At 42.2% G+C, this 22,843-nt stretch carries 30 protein-coding genes; 20 read left to right on the top strand and 10 right to left on the bottom strand.

The features are described from left to right. The first annotated feature begins 101 nt into the window (after positions 1-101). Complete coding sequence (locus K5R16_RS16760) at positions 102-500, top strand: hypothetical protein (RefSeq protein ID WP_220738780.1); 399 nt, start codon at positions 102-104, stop codon at positions 498-500. Continuing rightward, on the top strand, positions 500-2,440 hold the full coding sequence (locus tag K5R16_RS16755; RefSeq protein ID WP_220738778.1) for an AAA family ATPase: 1,941 nt from the start codon (positions 500-502) through the stop codon (positions 2,438-2,440). Before K5R16_RS16760 ends, K5R16_RS16755 begins: the two co-directional genes overlap by 1 nt. A gap of 256 nt (positions 2,441-2,696) precedes the next feature. Here K5R16_RS16755 and K5R16_RS16750 read toward each other — a convergent pair whose 3' ends face one another. From K5R16_RS16750 to K5R16_RS16725, 6 genes are all read right to left on the bottom strand, one after another. Then, on the bottom strand, positions 2,697-2,945 hold the full coding sequence (locus K5R16_RS16750) for a hypothetical protein (protein WP_202285111.1): 249 nt from the start codon (positions 2,943-2,945) through the stop codon (positions 2,697-2,699). Positions 2,946-3,159: 214 nt separating this feature from the next. Next, positions 3,160-4,086: a phage N-6-adenine-methyltransferase gene (locus K5R16_RS16745; RefSeq protein WP_220738776.1), complete on the bottom strand. Its 927-nt coding sequence runs from the start codon at positions 4,084-4,086 to the stop codon at positions 3,160-3,162. 11 nt (positions 4,087-4,097) lie between these two features. Further along, a complete protein-coding gene (locus tag K5R16_RS16740; protein ID WP_220738774.1) occupies positions 4,098-4,400 on the bottom strand; it encodes a hypothetical protein in 303 nt (100 codons plus the stop codon). Further along, entirely contained in the window at positions 4,397-5,398 is a 1,002-nt protein-coding gene (locus K5R16_RS16735) for a hypothetical protein (RefSeq protein WP_220738772.1), read from the bottom strand. The genes K5R16_RS16740 and K5R16_RS16735 overlap by 4 nt, the downstream gene beginning before the upstream one ends. Positions 5,399-5,444: 46 nt before the next feature. Further along, a complete protein-coding gene (locus K5R16_RS16730) occupies positions 5,445-5,693 on the bottom strand; it encodes a hypothetical protein (protein WP_220738771.1) in 249 nt (82 codons plus the stop codon). 13 nt (positions 5,694-5,706) lie between these two features. Further along, entirely contained in the window at positions 5,707-6,045 is a 339-nt protein-coding gene (locus K5R16_RS16725; RefSeq protein WP_220738769.1) for a hypothetical protein, read from the bottom strand. A gap of 156 nt (positions 6,046-6,201) precedes the next feature. Between K5R16_RS16725 and K5R16_RS16720 the strand changes: the two genes are divergently transcribed. Continuing rightward, positions 6,202-6,777, top strand: a complete 576-nt coding sequence (locus tag K5R16_RS16720; protein ID WP_220738767.1) for a hypothetical protein — start codon at positions 6,202-6,204, stop codon at positions 6,775-6,777. 88 nt (positions 6,778-6,865) lie between these two features. On the opposite strand, the gene K5R16_RS16715 is transcribed toward K5R16_RS16720, so the two are convergent. Continuing rightward, positions 6,866-7,555, bottom strand: coding sequence for a S24 family peptidase (locus K5R16_RS16715; protein WP_220738765.1), 690 nt, complete (start codon positions 7,553-7,555; stop codon positions 6,866-6,868). 104 nt (positions 7,556-7,659) lie between these two features. Between K5R16_RS16715 and K5R16_RS16710 the strand changes: the two genes are divergently transcribed. The 8 genes from K5R16_RS16710 to K5R16_RS16675 all read left to right on the top strand — a co-directional run bounded on the left by K5R16_RS16710 (position 7,660) and on the right by K5R16_RS16675 (position 12,172). Then, positions 7,660-7,851 (top strand): Cro/CI family transcriptional regulator, encoded by a 192-nt coding sequence (locus K5R16_RS16710; RefSeq protein WP_220738763.1) that lies wholly within the window; start codon positions 7,660-7,662, stop codon positions 7,849-7,851. A 39-nt stretch (positions 7,852-7,890) separates the two neighbouring features. Beyond that, a complete protein-coding gene (locus tag K5R16_RS16705; RefSeq protein WP_220738761.1) occupies positions 7,891-8,475 on the top strand; it encodes a hypothetical protein in 585 nt (194 codons plus the stop codon). Between the two features lie 189 nt (positions 8,476-8,664). Next, a complete protein-coding gene (locus K5R16_RS16700) occupies positions 8,665-9,408 on the top strand; it encodes a helix-turn-helix domain-containing protein (protein ID WP_220738759.1) in 744 nt (247 codons plus the stop codon). Then, on the top strand, positions 9,405-10,076 hold the full coding sequence (locus tag K5R16_RS16695) for a replication protein P (protein WP_220738757.1): 672 nt from the start codon (positions 9,405-9,407) through the stop codon (positions 10,074-10,076). Before K5R16_RS16700 ends, K5R16_RS16695 begins: the two co-directional genes overlap by 4 nt. After that, the gene (locus K5R16_RS16690; RefSeq protein ID WP_220738746.1) at positions 10,066-10,305 is read left to right on the top strand and encodes a hypothetical protein; all 240 of its coding nucleotides are present in this window, start codon (positions 10,066-10,068) and stop codon (positions 10,303-10,305) included. The genes K5R16_RS16695 and K5R16_RS16690 overlap by 11 nt, the downstream gene beginning before the upstream one ends. A 2-nt stretch (positions 10,306-10,307) precedes the next feature. Further along, complete coding sequence (locus K5R16_RS16685) at positions 10,308-11,558, top strand: tyrosine-type recombinase/integrase (protein ID WP_220738744.1); 1,251 nt, start codon at positions 10,308-10,310, stop codon at positions 11,556-11,558. A 55-nt stretch (positions 11,559-11,613) separates the two neighbouring features. Beyond that, positions 11,614-11,832, top strand: coding sequence for a helix-turn-helix domain-containing protein (locus K5R16_RS16680; RefSeq protein ID WP_220738742.1), 219 nt, complete (start codon positions 11,614-11,616; stop codon positions 11,830-11,832). After that, a complete protein-coding gene (locus K5R16_RS16675; protein ID WP_259649912.1) occupies positions 11,822-12,172 on the top strand; it encodes a hypothetical protein in 351 nt (116 codons plus the stop codon). The genes K5R16_RS16680 and K5R16_RS16675 overlap by 11 nt, the downstream gene beginning before the upstream one ends. A gap of 12 nt (positions 12,173-12,184) precedes the next feature. Here the strand turns inward: K5R16_RS16675 and K5R16_RS16670 are convergent, their stop codons facing one another. From K5R16_RS16670 to K5R16_RS16660, 3 genes are read right to left on the bottom strand one after another with little or no spacing between them, the layout of a single operon-like run. After that, entirely contained in the window at positions 12,185-12,718 is a 534-nt protein-coding gene (locus K5R16_RS16670) for a hypothetical protein (RefSeq protein ID WP_220738740.1), read from the bottom strand. Position 12,719: 1 nt separating this feature from the next. Next, a complete protein-coding gene (locus tag K5R16_RS16665) occupies positions 12,720-13,076 on the bottom strand; it encodes an STAS-like domain-containing protein (RefSeq protein ID WP_220738738.1) in 357 nt (118 codons plus the stop codon). Beyond that, entirely contained in the window at positions 13,073-14,164 is a 1,092-nt protein-coding gene (locus tag K5R16_RS16660) for a hypothetical protein (RefSeq protein WP_220738737.1), read from the bottom strand. Before K5R16_RS16660 ends, K5R16_RS16665 begins: the two co-directional genes overlap by 4 nt. A 397-nt stretch (positions 14,165-14,561) precedes the next feature. Between K5R16_RS16660 and K5R16_RS16655 the strand changes: the two genes are divergently transcribed. The 9 genes from K5R16_RS16655 to K5R16_RS16615 all read left to right on the top strand — a co-directional run bounded on the left by K5R16_RS16655 (position 14,562) and on the right by K5R16_RS16615 (position 22,795). After that, positions 14,562-14,975 (top strand): hypothetical protein, encoded by a 414-nt coding sequence (locus K5R16_RS16655; RefSeq protein WP_220738735.1) that lies wholly within the window; start codon positions 14,562-14,564, stop codon positions 14,973-14,975. Positions 14,976-15,169: 194 nt separating this feature from the next. Next, complete coding sequence (locus K5R16_RS16650; RefSeq protein WP_220738733.1) at positions 15,170-15,670, top strand: lysozyme; 501 nt, start codon at positions 15,170-15,172, stop codon at positions 15,668-15,670. Next, a complete protein-coding gene (locus K5R16_RS16645) occupies positions 15,648-16,175 on the top strand; it encodes a hypothetical protein (protein WP_220738731.1) in 528 nt (175 codons plus the stop codon). Before K5R16_RS16650 ends, K5R16_RS16645 begins: the two co-directional genes overlap by 23 nt. A gap of 78 nt (positions 16,176-16,253) precedes the next feature. Continuing rightward, positions 16,254-16,517 carry an HP1 family phage holin gene (locus tag K5R16_RS16640; protein WP_220738729.1) on the top strand — a complete coding sequence of 88 codons (264 nt, stop codon included), beginning with the start codon at positions 16,254-16,256 and terminating at the stop codon, positions 16,515-16,517. Positions 16,518-16,524: 7 nt separating this feature from the next. After that, positions 16,525-17,052, top strand: coding sequence for a terminase small subunit (locus K5R16_RS16635; protein WP_220738727.1), 528 nt, complete (start codon positions 16,525-16,527; stop codon positions 17,050-17,052). Continuing rightward, entirely contained in the window at positions 17,027-19,036 is a 2,010-nt protein-coding gene (locus K5R16_RS16630) for a phage terminase large subunit family protein (RefSeq protein WP_220738725.1), read from the top strand. The genes K5R16_RS16635 and K5R16_RS16630 overlap by 26 nt, the downstream gene beginning before the upstream one ends. Beyond that, positions 19,033-19,236: a hypothetical protein gene (locus tag K5R16_RS16625; RefSeq protein ID WP_220738723.1), complete on the top strand. Its 204-nt coding sequence runs from the start codon at positions 19,033-19,035 to the stop codon at positions 19,234-19,236. Before K5R16_RS16630 ends, K5R16_RS16625 begins: the two co-directional genes overlap by 4 nt. A gap of 24 nt (positions 19,237-19,260) precedes the next feature. Beyond that, a complete protein-coding gene (locus K5R16_RS16620; protein WP_220738721.1) occupies positions 19,261-20,796 on the top strand; it encodes a phage portal protein in 1,536 nt (511 codons plus the stop codon). Beyond that, positions 20,723-22,795 carry a ClpP-like prohead protease/major capsid protein fusion protein gene (locus K5R16_RS16615; protein ID WP_259649911.1) on the top strand — a complete coding sequence of 691 codons (2,073 nt, stop codon included), beginning with the start codon at positions 20,723-20,725 and terminating at the stop codon, positions 22,793-22,795. Before K5R16_RS16620 ends, K5R16_RS16615 begins: the two co-directional genes overlap by 74 nt. Positions 22,796-22,843: the final 48 nt, after the last annotated feature.

Raw genomic sequence — 22,843 nt, 5'->3', positions numbered from 1 at the left:
AGGATATAACATTAGATCAGATTTCGAATAAGGTGCGATAAAGTGTATGATTTCAGAGAAGAACGCTATTATAAAATTTATTTAGTATTAGTTATTATATCATGTTGTCAAAAAACAAAAAAGGCATAAATATTCTAACAGTAAATAAGTTGGGGGTGATATATTTTTTATTGCAAAATCAAGTTTCATTTAAAAGCTTGATGAGTAGTTTAGAGTTAGGGGGATTAAAAAACGAGAGTACAACCTTATATGATAATTCTGAAAATATAAGTGATTTTTTGAAGTCAGATTGTGTTGGTTTAATTGTTTCTTACTTATGCAATATTAACAAGATTAAATTAGTAAAAGTTGAAGGTGTAGGTTATCTGGAAATTTTTGATGGTGTTGACATCCCCATTAATGAAATTGCAAATGAATTTTTTCTATCTAACGTAAGTACAATCAAAAGGCTTGCATCAATGGCGGAGCCAAAGCTTTTAAAGTCAGTTATGGGGTTGTAATGAATAGTATTTATCTGGAATTTAAAAAGTTAACTATTATTGGTGTGGATAAAAAATACCAGTGTAAATTTGAGAGCGGTTTAAATCTTATTTGGGGTGATATGGATTCTGGGAAATCTAGCATTCTAAATTTAATCGATTTCTCTCTTGGTGGTGGTTTTAATGATTTGCAATTAGATTACGATGAGCTTAGAGCTAAAGGTAGAACAGTTTTATTAGAAGTTGATTTTAATGGGAATGTTATAACGTTAGAAAGGGTGCTTGCTTCTAATTCAAATATAATAAAAGTCTACAGCTGTACAAGTGATAATATTGATAATACTTACCCTAAGTTGTGCAGTGCTTCTTCGAAAATACTAGAGCCAGACGGATGGATATCAGATGTAATACTTGATCTTTTAGGTATTCCAAGGGTTAGAATAAAAGAATCAAAGCTGAGAGAAAGCGCTGATTCTGATAGATTAAGTTTTAGAGATTTAATGAAGTTAATTTTTCTAAAGCAAAAACGAGTTGCTAGTGATTCACTTATGGACGCAGCAAATCCAATTGTACATAATAAGAACATAGAAATACAAAAGTTTATATATGGTGTTCATGATGATCAACTTTCGGAGCTTAATCAACAGTTGAAGTCTGAATTAGATACTGTTAGCAGCCTTAAGAAGCAGGCAGACAACATAAGAGACTTCTTAAAGTCAACAGAGTCTTTATCATCTAATGATAGAGAGTATGAAGATTTACAAACGAAGATAGAAGGCTTAGATAAAGAAATAGATGTATTAAAATCTAACAAAAATCATGCATCAATTATATCCAAAAGTATTCAGGGTGAGATAAGTAGAATTAGTAAGGATGTATCAATATTAAAACAGGATATTCTTGCTGATAAAGAAAAGTTATCTAATTATTCAAAATTGAAATCTACCTATGACTATGATATATCATGTCTTAATTCATCCTTAAAAATAAGAGGTGTTTTAAGTTCCAAGGATTTGAACAAAAACAATGTTGATTGTCCTTTATGCCATTCTAAAGTAAAACTGTCAGATCCTGCGTTAGACGAGAAAACTATATCTTATGAAATAAGATCGCTGAGAAATAGAAGATCCGGATGTGAGGATGCTATTCAAAAGTTGCTGAATGGGATTAGTGAAGGCACAAAGAGGCTAGAAATATTGAATGAAAAAGTAGCGTCTATGAGGTTAGATTTTGACAAGGAAAATATAGAGTCACTATCTCCGACCATAGACGCAATATCAAGGTGTGAAACTTTAAAACAATCCCTTGTAGGAAATTACGCTGTACTTAATAAAAATGTAATGTTGAATTCTAAGCTGGAAGAATATTATTCCAGCGTTGAAAATAAAGAAATGATTATTGGTAGGATAAGAAAAGAAATCATTGAAATTGAAAGTGAGCTTGATAGCATAGATGATGTTTTAATGAAGCTTTCTAATGAATTTGTACTTCTTATGAATTCATCAAAATTGACTAATAATTACGGTGCTGAAATAGATAGAAAGTTTATGCCTAAATTTAGAGGTAGGCTATATAATCATATCTCTTCTGGTGGTGTTCGAACAATTTTGTCAGTGAACCTTTATCTTTCAAGATTAAGATTCATGCTAAAAAATGGAGCGTATCTACCAACGACTCTATTATTAGATACGCCAGGTCAAAATATTGGTCGTTATGCCCGTGCGCATGAGCAAGAACTGGAGCAAGAACAGGAGCAGGAAAACCTTTCTGATCCTTCTATATATGAAGAGATATATAATCAACTTATAAATATTGCAAGTTTAGCGAAGGGTAGGAAGTACCAAATAATTGTTGTTGATAATGATCTCCCTATGTGCCTAGGAACAGATGATTATCACCTAGTCAAACGATTTGATAAATCAGATGTGAATTATGAAAAAGGACTAATAAACGACGCTTAAATTCTAGTTCTGTTGTTAAGGTCTGTATAGCATCTAATTGTTATGGATATTGGGCTTAACCTTTGTATGCTAAATTATTTTCTTTAAAATATGAAAAGTGATTTTAGTTACTGATGTATACATCAAAACAGAAGGATAGCAGTGTCCTCGTGTCCAAATGTTATGCGATTTGGAGATAATAATGACATAGAGAACTGTCAGTTTTACTACATGGTGGCTTAAAACTGACAGATTGACCCAAGTGAGCTTTTGCCGATCAATGTACTTCTTGCTTTCTCTCAATGAATGCAATTATTTCGGTTTGCCTGTATTGCTTTAAGCCATTTTGGATTAAACACAGCGGTCTAACGATTTGGGTAAAGTCGGGGTCCTTAACCACTTTTGTGTAAAACTTTGCCCTACTAACGCTAAGTATTTTCATGGTTTGTGTGGCTGATAGTAATTTTTCATCTATCAAATAGTTTTTTATAGGTGCATCTTCAGATTGATGTTTAGTTGAATCCATTGCTTTGTCCTTAGGCTGCAGTTGCAGCGGCTGTTTTAATACTATTAATGTGAGTGATAAATTTTGTGTGACAGGCTCTACACGCCGTAGCTCCAAATTCCCCAACCGTTATAATTATTCGGTGTGTACTTAATCTCGATCTGCTTTTTGTCGTGGTCGATGGATGCAAACGGGGCCGACAGAACGACAGTGCCTTGTTGTGTTCTAAATTTGCTCATGCTGCGGCCTCATCAGTCATCTTTATATTGGCCGCTAATTCGATAATTCTCTGAGTGAGACTCAGCTTAACTTCCTGTTCAGTATCACCATTGAGTAAGCAGTGATTGGCAAAGGCTTCAAATTCACTCTCTACATCAAATGCAGTGTTTGCAGTGATGAAGTCTTTGCTCAAGCTATTTTCACTATCAAGGTAGTCATTCCAAGCTCTAGTCACGCAGAAAGTAATTGAAAATGCTGATGCGATAAGCTGCGTTCCGCTTTGGTGATCACCAGATGCTTTTACCTGTGCTGCAGCTTCGACCATACCAAGCATGGTTTGACCATCACGCAGTAGATCATCGCGGTTGATGTAACCCATGCGTTCGCCTTGCCATTCTTTATCGAATACGGCTATTGCACAGGCAAAGCCAGCGCTTGATGCTTCCTGTTTTTTATTCGCCGGTTTAAACCACTCTGGGAGGTCAAAGCTAATTCGGCCACGAATAAAGCAGACGTGATCGGCATCTTCTGGCCACCAAACCTCAGATGTAGCAGATTTAATGACGTAAACCATTTTGGCGCCTTGCTCACGTTCTAATAGTGTTTTTTTGATGATACTGCGCATGCCTGTTACTGCGTTGCCGTCTTCAATGCTGGCGCGAGAGTAGGGCGGATTTGCATAGGCTTTGCCGCCTTTAAGTTCGGCAGTCCAATCTTGGGTTAGGGCATTATCTTCTACTGTGTAGAAGTTAGGGCATTTGTTGTTACTGCCATCGGTGAATAAGTCAAGTACAAACGGACCGAACTTGGCGAATACGCCCCAAAACAATGCAGGCGGTGTTTGCCATTGATCGCCGACTTCTTTCAAATAGTGTTGTGTCTGCTGCTTTAGCTTGGCTAGTCTTTGGGCGTAGGTAGTTGGCGCTGTTGTTGTATTTGTCATAATGCTGTTCCTTAGCTTGCACTTGATGCTTTGTTGTCACTTAACTGATTAGGGTTACTAGTGTATCCAAACCGTGCCCAATCAAGTTCTTTGACTTGCTCGATATTGCTGGCGATCTCTTCAAGCCGTTCTTGGGCTCTGACTAGATTTGAAACTTCAATACCAAACCGAGCAGCGGCGCGTTCGACTGGTAGCGCGTTGACATAATGCTCAATGAGGGCTTTCTTTTGCGGCTCAGAGTTCATCTTGGTGAACTTTTGGATCAGCAGCTGCATTCGCTCAATAGGCTCATGGCCTGCTAATAGGTAGTTCATGCGGTCTCCTGCATTGTCAACTCGTTATCTTTTCTGCAAAGCCGTTCAGCTTCACCTATTTTGAACAAGCCAGCACAATTGATATTGGTGGTATAACCGGGTCCATTAATACACCACCAACCACCACCATGTTTAGCTGACCAAATACGGAACATTTTCTCTTTCATAATGATTTGTTTTAGCTGGTGCGCTCGCAGGTAGTCTGTATGTTTTAGCGCTCGCGATAATGCTGATTGCAATCGCCCATTGGCCGTTCGTTCGCTAAAAAAGCGTCCTTTCTTGACTTCTGGGTTAACAATAATTTCGCCAGGCTGTACATTGAAGTAAGCACCGTATTCACCGTATACAAAAATCCAGTTACCATTATCGTAATAAATAGTGCCTCTAATTAATCGGCCGTTATATCGCATATAAGCAGTTTTTTTGTGTTCCAGTAACTCACCATCTTGTGAGGACCTTTTGGTCCAAGGGCTGTATTCAGCACGATCCATACCTGGTTTGATGTGGGCTCTAGCTGAATTATTCCTTGCCTTTATTACATCGGTTGCGAGTTTCTTCTTAGGGAATCCAACATATGAATACTCGTCAGGAAATTCAAAGCCACAGTCAATCAGGCATTGTTTTATTAACTTAACGGTTTTAATTGAAAGCAATTTTAGCAAGTAAGGCATTTCGTTAAAGCGGTGGCTTTTATAAACACCGCCATTAGAGTTGTCGCAGGGCGACACATCTTCAAATAAATCAAAATCAAACCCATAATTCCAGCTGAAGTTATGTTTTTTATCGCAGTCTTTAGTAATGCGGATTTTCAAATGGCCATTATATGCAAAGGCCCAGTGGCCACTGATGTAACCTCTATCAGATTTTTTGTACTTACGTACTTTCCAGCCATTAGCGCGAAGGTTATTGATAATCAGTCGATACGCACCAGAAACAGCCTCAAAACCATCAGTGTGACTAATACCTATACGGTCACTATTACTTGTGAAAGCTCTCATATTGCCTCCTTATCTAGGTATTGCTTCTTGCCTGTTAGTAGATAGTTCATTGATTACCCTCTAGTTGCCTCATTGCTGCATGTTCGATTATTGTCTGGTGCTCACTAATCATTTTTTTCTTGGCTTGCTCACAGTCCTTAATCAATCGCTCAAATATGGCTTGCTCTTGAGGCCAGCATTTTATTGCTTGGTAGTAGCTTTCTACTTTCATATCAAACCAATCAATGAAGGGGGCAATGTCACTACTAGCCTTCAATTGGTCGTAATACTGCTTTCGCTGTGAGTCTAAAGTCATGGTCTACACCTGTTTACGCGATACTATTTTCTAGTTGATAAACATTGCTGGTTTGGTTGTTGCTAAAAATGCCTACTGTTCCAGCCTTGTCACCTTTGGATTCGATATAGCGCAGACTAAATTGATGCCCAAGCTCACCAGCATGATTAATGTGCTGTTGTCGAAATGCTTGGCTAGGGCTGTAGTAGTCCAAGTGCTTTATGAGTTTATGAACTCGTGATTGAACTCTCTGGCATTGCAATGGTTGCGTTATGCCTTGAGCTCTTGCCATTAAGCAAGCAAAACGAATAGCGACTAAAAGACGAAACTCAGTCCTTTGTTTTGGTGTTTTTTGAACTTTAGTTAGTATCATTTTAGTTTCTCGGATTAGTTAACTTGATTAAAGGTTAAGTTATCTTGACTGATGAGTCAAGGCGGTGTGTTTAGAAAACTTAACTTATTTGTGTTTGATGTATCAGAGGGGGTTTGATAATGTACCGCGTGAAGACTAAATCAAAGGAGTGAACCAATGTCTGTAGCTAAGAGCATACGCGCATCATTACGAACGGGGGAGGTGTTGACGATAATTTATAATGGAGGTAGTCAACCCGGTATTGTTAGAGAAATTGTCCCTATACAGCTGCTACACGGTGATGAAAAAGTAAGGGCTAGGTGTATGCTTTCGGGTGTAACAAAAGTTTTTATTGTGGATAAAATCGCTTTAATGGATAGTGATGGTGTAATAACTGAAGGGCATGATTTTGTTCCTGTAAAAAAATATGGCTGTATGGAAGAGTTATATGATGCCACCGTTTTATTATTAGGTGAGAAGCCATTTCATATTAATAAGTCCTCTGATGCCATTTCAGTGCATAAAATCTGGAAGAATGGCAATCCACACAAGGGAAGTCTGTTATCTATGTCTTTCTTCGAGTTTACTTCTGGAGAATGTTTTTTTGACGAGCTTGGGAATATGACTGAGTCGGAGCCGAAACTTAGTACTAGACCCTGGAGTATATCAGGTGGTAGTTATAGCAACTCATATAAGTATTTTGATAAAGCTGCTCACTATTTTCTAGAGGTTTTAGTCAAAATAGTTAAGTAAGAACTTGATTCTGTATAATCACTAGGTCTTTAATTTTCGACGTTAAAAGCTAGTGATTATCCAGTATTAGATTTGCAAGTCGCTGCGCCTATAGTAAAACAGAGTACCAAAATACTTTACCGATCACTTTGATGTGTTTTATTGAATCTGCTTCATACCGTTCATCAGGGTATTCGTCAATATTGTAACTACGCAAGCGAAGGCCATTGCCTGGAAGTTTGTAAAGCATTTTTACTCGCAACATACCGTCGTGGTTAATGGCATACATCTTACCGTCTATAATATCTATAGCTGCAGTATCAATACCTACGGTTGAGCCGTGAGGCAAAACTGGCTCCATGCTATTGCCGCTGACTTTAACGCAGGCTGCGTTGTCTGTATCTACGTTTTGTCGCTTTAGAGTCGATTTCGCAAATCGAAGTTTCGGCCCTTTATATTCGATCGCCTCTGAAATGCCTTGTCCCGCTGCAAGTTCAACTTCCATGTAAAAGGGAACCTCTACTTCATCAGCCCCTAAAAGACTGCCATTATCCCATGGTTCAAATTCACCGGCCCAATCAGCATTTTTTTCAACTCTAGGTGCTTTAACCCCATACAACAAATATTCAGGAGTGCATCCTAGTGCTTTGGCTAGCGCATGAAGATTCTCGCCTTTCGGGGATGTAGAACCTGATTCCCAAAGCGAAATGGTGGCTTTTGTAACGCCGATTATTTTGGCAATTGCTGGCTGAGTGAGCTTTCCAGCTTTGCGATATTCTTTAATTCGTTCATTCATCATAGTAAAGCAATCTTAACTTAATGCTTGTCAAGTTTCCTATTCTCTTGTTGACTTGGTGGTCAAGTTTTCTTAACCTTGGATTTGGTCATATATTGGAGTCTTAGATGAAGACAAAAGATGCAATTTCATTCTTTGGGAATAAGTGCTCGCTTGCTAGAGCGCTGAAGTTATCTAAATCAGCAATAAGCCAGTGGCCAGATACTGTACCTGAACTTCGTGCCTATCAAATTGAGCGCTTAACTAACGGCCAGTTAGCAGCTGTTCCACCAATCATTCATTCTGACGATGTTGCTTAGCCATTGATATTAACTTTAATAGATAAAAGGGAAGTTTGCATGAAAACACAATCACGGTTGGATTTTATGATGAAAGCCGTACATCGAGTATTGGAGTTACCAAGAATGACGCGTTTCGCCTTTGCGATGGATGTGATTGTTGCAGTTGAGCGTTTGGATATGGTCGATATGTTGGCTGCAGAGGGGATCTCTTTTGCTAGTACAGGCGATGTTCACAACGATGCGCGGGTAAATGCGCAGAAGTTGTTCAGATGGCTGGGGCAGTATGAAGGGCAGCATCCTATCGTGGACAGGTTGTTTTATGTTGAGCAAGCGATTGTATCTGCGATGCCAACTCATTTACGGGTTAATTACCTCAATGATGTATACAGCGCTGTAGGCGTGACAGTAGTTGCCGATCAACGGTCAGATAATATTGCGTTAAAGCCTGTTGATATGGCTGTAGCGTTGACTAAAGAAAATGCTGAGGCTCAGGTCGCGGTTATCCATCTAGGCGAAGCGCCATCAAATGAATTAGTTGCGAATGCTTATCGAGAACTAAAGGAGTCGGCAGCGACGACACAAGCTTCAATGGTGCTTTTAGAGCTGGAGTATCCATTTTTAACTAATAAGCGTGTGAAGTGAGTGTTGCAATGAACGCGTTAGGTGATATGCACTTTATCGAAAAAAGCTCTGGCGCACGTTTATTAGAGTTATAAGAAAGCCCGCAAAAGTTTGGCGACGAGTGCGGGCTTAATACCTATGAGAGGCAACAACTATGTTACGCATACAAGCATGTTTCGTCAATTTGGCGAGAGTGTGGGGGAGCCCCGCATGAGTATGGAACTGATGGTAAAGGCCATGAAGGCAAAAGTGGGTAATCCTTTACGTAAGTTAGTGCTCATTAAGCTGGCTGATAACGCCAGTGATACAGGCGAGTGTTGGCCCAGTTACCAACATATTGCTGAGCAATGTGAGATTAGCCGCAGAAGCGTGATGAGTCACGTAAAAAAGTTGGAAGATGAAGGCTTTTTAAAACGTGAATATCGTAAGGGAGAAAAAGGGAACTCAACGAATATTTTTCACCTGAACTTGGCTATGAATTGTAAAACCTTAGGTGGTGAAGCAGATTCACCCCCTAGTGAAAGAGATTCACTACCTAGTGCAGGAGATTCACCACCCCCTAGTGAATCTCCTGCACCCAGAACCAGTCACTCTTTTGAACCAGTCAATGAACCTTTAAAAGATCTACCCAAACCTCAAAAGTCGAAGTTTGATTTTTCTTGTTGGCCAGCGTTGCCTAGTGAACAAACTTTGGCTGACTGGATTGCTGTACGCAAACAGAAAAAAGCGCCGTTAAATCAGACCGCGATAAATCGACTTGGCAAACATTTGGATGATGCGATTGCTGCAGGTTTTTCGGTAGAGGATTGCATTGCCACATGTGCTACCCGTGGTTGGGTGGGCTTTGAGGTGAGTTGGTTGGTTAACGCTGGAGTAGGGCGTTCGCTCGGTTTGCAGGGGGAGCAAGTCAATTGGTCTGAACAGGTGTTTGACGCTGAGGATCCGCTGATATGACTACAAAAAGTATGCAAGCCATTTTGAATAGCTCGAAGATGATCGGTTGTGGTGAGTCAGTTCGTGAAGAACGCCGCCCGTCAGATATGGATATTGCAATCGTTGATAGCGTATTTGAAAAGCTACGAATTTTATTTCCTATTGGTGCACCCAAAGACACGGCAGTTGCTATTCACAAGGCTGAATGGTTGAAAACGCTTGCAGCACAAGGTATTCGGAGTCGTGAACAGGTGCAATACGGTTTGAACCGTGCGCGTCGAGAGGTGGGTGACCGTCAATTTTGGCCTACTCCTCGTCAGTTTAGTGCTTGGTGTGTACCCACTGCGAACGAGTCTGGTTTGCCTGCTACTGAATCTGCATTTCGCGAGGCGCTAAAGCATTATCGTGACGCGGCTCGGCATCAGTGGAGCCATGAGGTTGTGTGGCTAGCATATCGCGAAACGGGTTACTGGTTGTTTAACCGTGGTAGCCACAAGGAAGTGCTGGAAGTGTTCACTCGAAACTACGTTGCGTTAACGCGCCGATTTGTATCGGGTGAAATCTTTGATGTTGATTTGCCGAAAGCGTTACCGCAAGGCGGGAGTATTCCTACACCACCAGAACGCGCTAGGGCAAAAATTAGTGATTTACGTCGTTCATTTGGATTGAGAGGTTGCAATGAAAGCTAATACTAACAAGCAAGAAACGTTAACCCAGAAGCAAAGGCTAAAGCAGATCATTACCGGTTCTCGTTTTTGGTCGTTGTTCGAGATCCAGCAAGAGTGTTTAGCTCGGTTTAAGTGTCACGATAGTGAAACTGCATTGTCTGCTCGTTGGCGCGAGATGCCACTCGATAAGCGTGTTAAGCGGATCCGTTCTGGAACCTGTCATACCTATGAATACCGGTTAGTGGGGTAGGCATGGCTAGCGGTGTTGATATCGGTAAATTGAATGATGCGTCTATTAGGCGTTGGCTAAAGGGCGGGGTGACGCGTGATTATAGAGATCCGCGCTATCCAGAGCTCCGTTTACGTGCTGCAACTGGACGCGCTAAAGCGACGGTATTTTTAGTGTTGAATAGCAATGGCAAAACCTCTTGGGAGAAAATAGCATCATGGCCGAGTGTGTGTATTAGAACTTTGTCTAATGATCTGCCGGTGATGTTGGCCAAAAGGAGTGTGGGTAATATGGTTACAGGCCAGTTTGTAACTATTGGGTGTTTGCTTACCTGGTACCAATCACATATTAAAAATAACTCCACTTATAGCGCCAGCTGGCGCAGTAATGTGAGTTCGTTGATCAAGTGTCACTTATTACCAAGGCTGGGCTCACTTTCTTTGATCTCTGTATCCTTTGCTGAGATTGATGCCCGTTTGGTTAAAACCATGCTTAACGATGAGTTTGCACCTAACTACATTCGCGAAGCGGTCAACAAGTTAAAGGTGGTGTTTTCTGCAGCCGCTAAGCTGCGCTTAATTTCGATTAACCCGATAGCCGGTTATCAAGTGACGGATTCTATAAAACTCAATTCAGCTAAAGATACTCGCTTGTTTGAGAGTGATTTAGCTGAGCTTTTTAATCGCTTAAGTGGTGCAGCTATGCCAGTGACTATGTTGTTTGTGTTGATGATGATGTTCGGTACTCGAATTAACGAAACTCGACAAGCAAGATGGGAGTATTTTACTGATGAGACTTGGGTTATTCCTGCCAGCCATGCCAAGAACAAGCAAGAGCATCGCATGCCATTGACTGATTCTGCCAAGGCGTTGATTAAGCACTACCATGAATGGCAGCTTAAACAAGTTGGTAAGCGCTCTAATTTGTTTCCTGGTCTGAAAGGACCAATCTCTATCCGCACTGCGCATGATTGGAATACTCAAATCAGGTTCAAGCATTTTACTAGCCATGATCTGCGCATTCTATTTAGAACCATGTTGGCTGACCTTGGTATCGATACCATGATTGGTGAGCGTTTGGTTAATCATGCCTTGCCTGTGCTTTTACGTACCTATGTGAAATCAACGTTAGATAAGGGCATGAGCCAAGCATTAGAGCAATATCATGCTTATTTGATTGAGCGTGGTTTTTCTTCTGTTGCGCCTGAGATATTACCTAGATCGTCTTTAAATTCTGGGAAGGTGCAAACCCTTATGGCCAGTGGGTGGGTGTAACTATGACTGCATCATTACTAATAGAGTATGCAATTAGAGAGTTTTGGGGGATTTAATGGCTAAACGTGGTGCTGATTTACTCAAAATGGCTCGCATGCTGAGAGGGTTTACTCAAGATGAGGTCGCTCAGACATATGGTGTAAGTGCTAAGACTTATCGTAATTGGGAACGAGGCAATACATCGGTTTCATACGATGATCTGTCAGCGATATGTGAGCAGGTATTCCACATGCCATTAGCCCAAGTAACGGAGGTTGCCAGCCATGCAGTATGATTTATCTATTGAGCCCGTGATGAACATCAAACGGCTGCGGTCAGAGCTTAAGGCTTGGGGGCGTTACTGGGCTAGTCAGGAAAAAGGGCTGGGTTATGCAAGTCGCAATGCTTGTGACAGGTTGGGAGAACCTATCACTACTGGATATTTCAACGCTAGAGAATCAATAACGCCTAATCACATCATTCTTTATGATGTAAAAATAAATGGGTTGGCAGTCAAATGCCGCCAAGCGATAAGGGCTCAATACGTATGTAGAGGTAAGTGGGAGCTGATGGGATTCGAAAGTAAGAAAAATTTTTTATTTTGGTTAAATAGAGGAGAGATCAATTTGTTCTAGACAACTTACTATCTAAGTGAATAGAATCTTGACTAGGCTATATGACATATTCAATATAAGTAGCATACATATAATTCCTTTTAATTCAGGATTATACTCATTAAAAAGCATCTTGATGGAATTGTCTTTATGCATTCTTTTTGCATATGATATTTCAGTATTTTCAATTAAGTCACTTGTTATGTCGAATGCAATTCGTTCTATTCTAGATTTGTCTGACACAGATGTTAGGTGCTGTTTATTAATTTCTATACTTGCCAATTCAGCTAAGTCTGCTGTTGGAAATATTTGACATTTGCCATAACTATTAAGATTTTCAGATTGAAAATCTAGACGAGTTATTGCTGATGCAACATAATTTTCAACATCAGAGATACTAATTTTCTCTTTATTTAAAATTAGTATTAACCATGCAGGGTAGCTTGAAAGTGAGTCAACGATTTGTTCTTTTAACCTTGATATTTCAGCTCGTCTTAGAGTTCGAGAGTGAAGAATATATAAAAATATCCATGTAGCTACTTGTACACAAAACTGCAACGAATCCATCTTATTTTGGTGCTCCTTGTATCGCAGCTTCAATTCTATCTCTTATGATGTTGATTACAGATTTTAAGTGAAGATGCTTATATATCACTCTATTTTTTACTTGTTCGCCGGTAAATCCTGATTCTCTAATCAATCCTCCAAAAGCTTCATCAAGAAATGAGCGGCCGTATCTGTTGTAACCTGTTAAGTCAACAATCACCTGAGAATTATTTGAAATAGCCTCTTTTAAAGCAGGTGCTAGTTTCTCCTCGCGAAACTTTTTACCACACGTTAGCTCACAACCCGGGCTATCTTCAGGATCTCGCCCATAGGGACGAGGGTGGAAATCTTCAACAACATTTATTTCTATATTCGTCATGATAATTTGATATTCCATTGAATTAATGTGCCAGGAATAGTCTTTGGCAAAGCAACCAGATTAACAGGTTTGGAGTTTGATTCGTAGATTAGTAACCCTTTACTACTAAAAATCCAAAGTTTACCTTCTTCTGTTTCATTTACTAAAGCTTTGATGCTTTTACTGCCTTGTCCATGCTTATCTAATCTAGTTGCACTGACATCCCCAAGCATAGATAAATTGATCAAATCGTGATCGGGTAGTCGTAATAAAGGGATGAATTTGCTCTCGTTGACCGGAGTATTGAGCGCCTCATTATACTGTTTTGGATACATCTTTTGTACAGTTCTTGGATACCATTTGTGTTTAACGACTGTGTTAGGTATTCCTATGCCGATATCATATATGGCCAAGTATAATTGATTGAGAATCACTTCACACAGAATCCACCACTTCCTCTCAGTTGATGTATTATTTGGATATGCATGTCGTCCTACATTATTAACCGTTTCAGTGACAGCGTCTCCATATAAATGCTCTGTTTCAAAATCTAATTCACCACGGTACTTGCTTGCAATGTGGTCAATTATGTCGTCTACATATTCGTTTCCAATACCACTCATGACTGGTAGATGCTGCAAACTAGTAAAATTATTCACTTCAGCAACTTTCTTTTTTCTGACTAGTGAATAAAAACCAGATCTTTTTAACATTTTATTCACACCATAAGAGACTCTGGACCATCTAATTCTAATATCATACGCTTTCTGATCCATTTGGGAATCGACTGAAGCGTATAGAGTGACCATTGCTGCAGCTGTGATATGTTTTGTTTCAGAAAAGTCTATTAAAATTGGTGCTTTAGCTAAGTTTTTTGTTATCTCGTTGATAAAATCTATTGTCTGGGAAAACCTTTCTGTGTTTTGTTTATTTGTAGCGTATATAGAGACTGACTGGGGCGCTCTGATTGGTGTGTAATCACCTAAAAATTTGTTTTGCCCAGATTTATAACATCCGTATTTTTTTGTGGCTCGTCTTATTGCATTCCGGTGTTTTTTGTTCTCTAGATTGGCATTTCTTTTGAAGTGAATTTGTTGAGCCTTTCTCATTAAAACAGTTCCTTTGTTCGCCGGCTGTGCAAGATGATCTAAAAAACGATAGAGATTATACCCTTGTTTAGGAATGTTTTCAGTATATTAGTATTAAATATGGAAATGGGTCCTTCTGACTCGGGGAACTGCGGGGGCGGGGACTCGCAGAGCTTTACTACATATGAGAAATTTGGAGGGTTGGTTGTTGTTTTATTCGTTGCGATCTAAGCCTCACTAAACCCAGTTATTCAATTTATTTACTAGTAACTGATTTTGTTGCTTTTTTAACATCATTAACTATTAGTTTCTCATCTGCTGTTATTTTGATCCAACATGCCAACTTAACGATCATTTTCAGGTAGAACAGCTAAAAGCTACTAAAATGTAATTTATTGTTTTGTAAATGGCTAAATCTATGGACTGTTGGAATGAACGAGAGAAGAGATTGTTCAAGACTGTTAGCGAGTTGGTTTCAACCTCTATGCTAATGGCAAGTTCAATCGATGATATTCAATTCAGGTCATTGAGTATTGATTCTAAGATGAAGTACTTGTCATATGAATTAGGGGTGATTGAGTTCTTTTCACAGCTTTTTGACAAGACAAGCGGTTCTTGTGATTTTTCAAATTTTTTGATCTATTACTCAAGCTACAAGTATGGGCTGGATGATTTTCCGCTAAATTTTTTGCAACTTGAGCGGCGTCATCAAAAATTCTTACCTGTTCGAGAGCTGGGTTTTATGTCTGAGAGTAATAGTGGCTTGGCGGATGGCTCACCAACTCCAGGCCATAGTAGATTGGCTTACTTTAATGCGGCCAAAATCAGTTAACCGATAACTAGATGCAAAATCACCTAAATCGGTCGATTGTTACCGCTTTTCGGTCGAATAGTGCCTTTTTAACTCCCTTTAAAACGGTTAGATTTATATACGCTTAGTAACACCTTGTTTGTAGGGGCTACCTTCTATCGCCTTTTATGGCTCCTTAATCGGAGCCATTTTTTTGCCTGTTAATTGGTGGTTTGATGAATCTATCTCAAAAGTTAGCTGGCTTTGGTTTGGCTGCTGCAGTTGCCTTTGGTGGTGCAACTCTGGTCATTCCTCATGAGGGACGCGTTCTTGAAACCTATATTGATCCCGTTGGTGTGCTTACTGCTTGTTATGGCCACACGGGAACAGAATTAAAACCAAGACAGTTTTTTACTGAACAACAATGCTTAGAAATGCTGGCCTCCGATTTATCGAGGTTTGATCGGCAGCTGCTGCGCTTAACGCACCCTGTCGTATTGACCAAGAGCGAACACGCCGCATATTTGAGTTTTATCTATAACGTCGGTGCACAGGCTTTTAAAACATCAACCTTGCGTAAAAAGCTATTAGCGGCTGATCGGCATGGGGCTTGTAATGAGTTGAGCCGCTGGGTATATGCCAAGGGCAAAAAGTTACCAGGATTAATCAAGCGCCGAGAGGCTGAACGTAGAGTGTGCTTAAAGGAGTTAATTGATGTGGCAAAGACTCATTTCTAGTGGTGGTTCGTTCCACTTGTATTTGATTGGTTTTCTTATTCTGGCATTGGTTGGGTTAGGCGCTGCGCTTAAATTCAGTCGAGCAGAAGTTGCGATAAAAACACATGAGATTGAAACGCTGGCATTAGCCAAGGCGGTATTGCGTAGCGATCTTGATGCTGTATCTGCTGAAGTTGCAAAGGTAGAAGCTGAAAAGCTGAGTTTGATAATTGAAGCTCAACAAGTTTCAAAACTAAATCAGCAAAATGCTAAAGCAAAGGCGGTAATTGAGAGCGCCTTTCGCCATCAGAGCAAGTTGCTAAATGAAATTAGGGGATCACCAGATGAAACCGTTCAAGCATGGGCTAATAGTGTTATGCCTGCTGATGCTGTGCGCTTGCTCAAGCAAGCCGCCACTTGTGCGCACCCTGATCACTACTCAGACCCAATATGTATTAGCGCCAAGCGAAATGATCAGCCAGTGCTTACCGCCCCCATTGAGCGAAACCTCAAACCCACTTTCTAACCAATTGCATCTTGAATACAGCTTGTTACTGCTAAACGTCATAGCCAAGTGCGAGGCGGATTGGGTAAGGCTGCGCCAATGGCGGGAGTCGAAACAATGATTAGTGATCCAACTACACAAAAAGCGGTTTCAACAGCGGCCTATAGTGCCTCGTTCACTACCGCTGCAGGAGGAGCCGTTTCAGTGAATGAACTAGCCCTATGGATAGGCATACTGTTTGCGGCATTAACCTTTGTGATCAACTGGGTTTATCAAGCAAAGAAAAATCGTCGGGATACTGAGTTGAAAGATCTGCAAAAAGAATTGGTTCAAGCCAAGTTAGACAAAATAACCGATATATAGGTGTTGTATGGCTCAAATTAAAGCGCAAAAGACTGAGCCGCTATTACTCAATAAAACAGACCTTTGTCGCAGCCTTGGCATTAGTACCCAAGCATTCGATAAGTGGGCAGTGCCTATACACAGTAAAAAGGGCCGCGAATGTCTTTATACCATGAGCGATGTGGTGGCAAACCGTGTCGGTAATGAGCGTGGAAAGCATCAGCTAGAAGATAATGAACCCGACAAGCCCAATATTGATTATGAGCGTTGGCGACTGACTAAAGGGCAGGCCGATGGCCAAGAGCTAAAAAACGAAAAAGACCGTAAAGAAGTGGTTGATGTTGGTTTTAATATCTTTGTGCTGAATCGTATTGCTGCGCAAGTTGCCCCTGTTTTAGATCAGATCCATATCCGCATGAAACGTAAGTTTCCTGATATTTCAGACAAGCTTATCGAGGCGATGAAAACCGAGGTGATCAAAAGTCAAAATACTGTCTCAGAGTTAGCAGAAACCATTGAGGATTTACTAGATGAATATATCGGCAGCGCAGATTAAAAATCTGAAAGCCGCCGTAGCAATGGGTTTGCGTTCTTTCTATCGTCCTCCTATTTTAACTTGCGCTGAATACGCAGACACAAATTTTTATATGTCGTCAGAGTCCTCTTATACCGAGGGCAAGTGGGAAAGCCTACCGTTTCAAATTGGTATCTTAAATGCCATGGGTAATGACCAAATCAGTACGCTGAATTTAATGAAATCAGCGCGTGTCGGTTATACCAAAATGCTGATGGCCAACGGTGCTTACAAGGTTGAGCATAAAAAGCGAAATGTGTTGGTTTACCAACCTCGTGATAGTCAGGCTAAAACCTTTATGAAAAAGCACGTTGAAACGGCGATCCGCGATGTTCCCGTTTGGCGTAAGCTCGCCCCTTGGCTCGGGCGTAAACATAAAGACAGCACACTAGAAGATAAAATTTTTACTAACGGTAAAACCTTTATGGTGCGCGGTGGTACCGCTGCTGCTAATTACCGTGAAATATCAACCGATGATGTTATTTATGATGAATTAGCGGGTTTTGATGAATCCATTGAGCATGAGGGTAACGCGACCTCATTAGGTGACACTCGTGTTGAATTGTCGATGTTCCCTAAATCAATTAGGGGCTCAACGCCTAAAGTGCTTGGCACTTGCCAAATGGAAAAGGCATGCAGTGAAAGCCCACACCTTTTTAAATTCAATTTGCCTTGTCCACACTGCGGTGAGCTGCAAGAGCTACGCTGGGGCGGCGTTGACGATAGTTTTGGTATTAAGTGGTTGCGCGATAGCAACGGCAATCCAGACCCAAGCACAGCTTACTACTTGTGTGAGCATTGCGGTTGCTGCATCGAGAATAATCAACTCGATGATATGGAGCTTGATCCCCGCGCTATTTGGATTTGTGAAAATACCTGCATACGTACCACCGATTACTTAGATTTTTATGATGCTGACGGCAACGATGTTAGCACTCCCGCCAATGTGTCGATTCATATTTGGTCGGGCTACAACTCGCTTAATAGCTGGGCAAAGCTGGTCACTGAGTTTTATAAGGCCAAAGGCGATCGCGAGAAGATGCAAACCTTTGTTAATACCAAGCTGGGTTTACCTTGGGATAACGACAATGGCGAGCGTTTAGAGTGGGAAGATTTAGCCCGCCGCCGCGAAATGTACCCCGACAACAAACTGCCCGATTGGGTGGTTTACTTAACAGCCGGTATTGATACCCAAGATGATCGTTATGAAGGGCGTGTTTGGGGCTGGGGCGCAGGTAAAGAGTGTTGCTTAGTCTATAGGTTTATTCTCAATGGTGACCCCGCCAATCAAGTGCTGCTTGATAAAGTCGCGGAGCGATTACAGAAATCTTATATTCGCGCTGATGGCGTTCGTTTGGACTTAGGCATAGTCGCTTGGGATTCCGGCGGTCACTATGCTGATACTGTTTATTCAATGAGTAAAAAACTTGGGGTGATGAAAGTTATCCCCGTTAAAGGCGCCAATGTTTACGGCAAGCCTATTGCCAATTTCCCCAGAAAGAAAACTCGTAAAGGGGTGTACCTCACCGAGGTGGGTACCGATAACGCCAAAGAACTGATTATGTCGATGCTGCGCATTGCGCCCGATCAACACGTTCGTAAACCTGGTGCCATTCATCTGCCGCTTAACGAGTCTATTTGTGACGATGCCGAGCTGCAGCAGCTTACCTCTGAGCGCAAAATCCCAAAGCGTTTAAATGGTCGCCTTGTTTATCGCTGGGATGAACAAGGTCGCCGTAACGAGGCGCTTGATTGCTTAGTGTACGCCATGGCTGCGCTCTATATCGCTCAAGAACGGTTTGGTATCGATTTAGAAAAGCTAGCTAAAATCCCCGTTGCCGCCAATGACAACGATGAAAGTGAGCAAGACATGGCTCAAACCGAGCCCAATAAACCCCATTCAGAATCACGCAGCAACTCAACAAATAGTTGGCTTGGCAACACAGGCACAGGAGGTTGGTTATGAGCAAAGCTCAAGCACAGAAAATGGTAGAGGCTTATCTTGCCGCAGAACTGGACGTATTAGACGGCAAAATCGTCACCCTTAACGGTAAGACCATGGGCAGTGAAGATTTAGAGGCTATTCGTGCAGGCCGTTTGGAGTGGGAGCGCCGAGTGCGTGGATACTCTGCGCCAAATGCAGGTTTTGGCCAAGCGCAATTTTAATCACATTTGAGCTAAGGAATATTCATGGGTTGGTTAAATGACGCTATCGTCTCAGTTGCTCCCATCTGGGCGCTAAAGCGGGAAGCCGCAAGGCAGAGCTACGAGAACATCAAAGGATATGAGGCTGCAAGCCAAAGCCGAACTCATAAAGCGAAAAAAGAGACACGAGGCGCAAACCAAGCTGTATTTGCCGCGGGTAAAAGCCTACGCGAGCAAGCGCGTTGGCTCGATGAAAACCACGATTTAAGTATTGGCATACTCGATAGAATGGAGGAGCGAGTTGTTGGCTCGCAAGGGATCGTGGTTGAACCGCAGCCACGTGATCTAGATGGGAACATTCTTGACGACTTAGCCAATGAGTTACAACGCCGTTTTGGTAACTGGTCATTAAAGCCCGATGTTACTGGCCGCTATTCACGCCCCGAATTGGAGCGTTTAGCGCTGCGCACTGCATTACGTGATGGTGAAGTGTTTGGCCAACATATTTTAGGCCGAGTGCCTAAGCTTATTCATCCAAACGAGCAAGGTACCCCGTATTCAATTGAGGCATTAGAGCCGGATTTTGTGCCGTTTGAACTTAACGATGTGGCTAAGCGTATTCGCCAAGGTTTAGAGGTTAATGCTTGGGGGCAGGTGATTAACGTACATGTATTGCTTGATCACCCCGCCGACAAACTAGGCTTTCGTCATAAAACCAAACCGATAGCCAAAAGTAAAATGCTGCATTTGGGCTTGTTTAAACGTTTGCATCAACTGCGCGGTGTGAGCTTGTTTCACGGCATCATGACCCGTCTTGGCGACATTAAAGATTATGAAGAGTCAGAGCGAGTCGCAGCCAGAATATCAGCCGCGTTAGCTTTTGTGATCAAGCGTGGTTCTCCTGATGCATATAACCCAGATACCAAAACCCAAGATATTAAATTCAGCCCAGGCATGACAACTACGTTAGCGCCCGGTGAGGATATCGACACATTAGAATCTAATCGTCCTAATGTGCATTTAGTTGATTTTCGTAACGGCCAATTAAAAGCCGCTGCTGCGGGTACCCGTGGTAGCTACTCATCAATCTCACGCGACTATGATGGCAGCTACTCAAGTCAGCGCCAAGAGTTAGTCGAGCAAGATGAGTCAAACCGCATTATGCAGCAATGGTTTTGTGCGGGATGGTCGCGGCCTGTTTATCGCAATTGGCTCAAGATGGAGCAGCTCAACAAAGTTGATCCGCTAGTACTGCCTGCAAACCTTGACATAAACACCCTATTTGACGGCGTTTACTATGGTCCAACTATGCCATGGATTGACCCGCACAAAGAGGCCAAAGGTTGGCAAGCGATGATCGCCGGTAATGCAGCAACCGAGGCTGAGTGGGCTCGCGCTCGTGGCCGAAATCCTGCGGAAGTTAAACGCCAGCGTAAACGCGAGGTGGAATACAACCGCGAAAATCAAATGGTCACAGACAACGACCCCACGAATGGAGAATCCAACAGTGAAGAAAACAACGCTAGCACTAACAGCGCGAGCAGTCAGCGCCGCGCTAATCGCGCCGCAAGGAATGGCTAGTCCGAGTGACGAACGCCGTGGCACCTATAGCATGAAAGCCGCTGCTAATGGTGTGGCTGAGCTTATTTTATATGGTGATGTTGGCTGGGATTTTACCGCTAAACAAATTGCCGCTGATTTAAAAGCTATGGGTAAGGTGACTCACCTAAAAGCCTACATTCAATCGGGTGGTGGTGACGTGATGGATGGCATGGCTATCTATAACATTTTAGCCCGATGGCCGTGTCAAAAAACGATTTACATCGAATCTGTTGCTGCTTCAATGGCGAGTGTCATTTGCATGGCTTTTGACCAGGTAATTATGCCATCTAATGCGTTTTTGATGATCCACAGTAATTGGGGCGGCGCGGTCGGTACCGCAGAAGATTTACGTGAGTACGCAGATCTTCTAGATAAGTGGCGCTCGAGTATGGGTAAGGCTTATCAAGACAAGTCCAATGGCAAGCTTAGTGATGAGCAATTAACTGAGTTCTTTGCACAAGATACTTGGTTAATAGCTGATGAAGCGTTGGCGCTTGGTCTTGCTGATGAAGTAGTTGAACCGATGCAGATGGCTGCATCATCCGATTTAAAAAGGTTAAAGGAATTTACTGATATGCCTAAAGCACTCCAAGCACTATTTGCACCGCAAGGCAACATGCCAGCGGAAGCTAATCAACCTGCTGCGCCTGCGCCAGCCTCGGCACCTGCAGCGCTTAACGTGCCGTCACAGGCTGATATTGTCGCAGCAGCTGCAACCCTGAATAAAGAACGTATTGATGGCATTAATGCTGCTTTTAATGCATTCCCCCAACTGGGGGATCTGAAAAATAGCTGTATCGCTGATCCAAACGTTAACGCTGAATCGGCTAAAGATAAAATACTAGCATCATTAGGCCAAAGCACTGAGCCCGCTGGAGCGCAGCCGCAAAGCGCCATCATTCATGTGAGCAACGGTAATATTGTTGGTGACTCAATGAGTGCACACTTGATGGCAAAAGCAGGGCATGCTGAGCGCCAAGCGGATAACGGTTATTCCAGTTATAACCTTAAAGAGTTGGCTCGCGCTTCACTTATCGATCGCGGCATTGGCATTGCGGGGCTGAACCAGATGCAAATGGTGGGCTTAGCCTTTACTCATGATTCATCTGATTTCGGTAACATCTTACTTGATGTGGCTAATAAGTCTGTGCTTGCCGGCTGGGAAACGGCGACAGAAACTTTTGAACGCTGGACTAAGAAAGGTCAGCTCAGTGACTTTAAAGTGTCTAAGCGAGTTGGGCTTGATGAATTTGGCAGCTTGCGAGAAGTGCGTCCTGGTGCCGAGTATAAGTACGTCAGCTTAGGTGATCATGGAACCGATATTGCGCTAGCAACTTATGGTGAAATTTTCTCTATTACTCGCCAATGCATCATTAACGATGACATGGATATGCTGACCTCTATTCCGATGAAAATGGGCGCTGCAGCTAAAGCGACTATTGCGGATTTGGTGTATGCGATTCTGACTAAGAATCCAAATATGAATGATGGTAAGGCGCTGTTCCATGCAAGCCACGGCAACTTAGGAGCAGGTTTACCAAGTGTTGAATCGTTGGGGGCATTGGCCGAATTGATTGAGAGCCAAACAACAGGCGGTAAGAACCCACGAGCACTCAATATTATGCCTGAGTTCGCGCTTGTGCCGCCAAACCTTAAGCGTTCTATTACCCAGATCATAAAATCTAGCTCGGTTAAAGGTGCTGATGTGAACTCTGGGATTGCTAATCCAATTCAAGATTTTGCCGAAGTGATTTCTGAGGCGCGTCTCGGCCAAGCGAGCAAAGAAGAGTTTTACCTTGCAGCCGGTCAAGGCCGAGACACGATTGAAGTGGCTTATCTTGACGGTATAGACACGCCTTATATTGAACAGCAAGATGGTTTCAGTATCGATGGTGTCGCGACTAAGGTACGCATTGATGCTGGTGTTGCACCGCTTGATCACCGTGGTTTGGCTAAATCCACGGGTAAGCCTGCGTAACTACGTTTTTACTAAAGCCGCTCTGGTTGTGTCATGCAGCTTGAGCGG

Source organism: Shewanella sp. c952 (assembly GCF_019654975.1).
In the GTDB taxonomy this organism is placed as follows: domain Bacteria; phylum Pseudomonadota; class Gammaproteobacteria; order Enterobacterales; family Shewanellaceae; genus Shewanella.
Note: the sequence above shows the minus strand (reverse complement) of the source record. Positions and strands in the feature narration are given on the sequence as shown.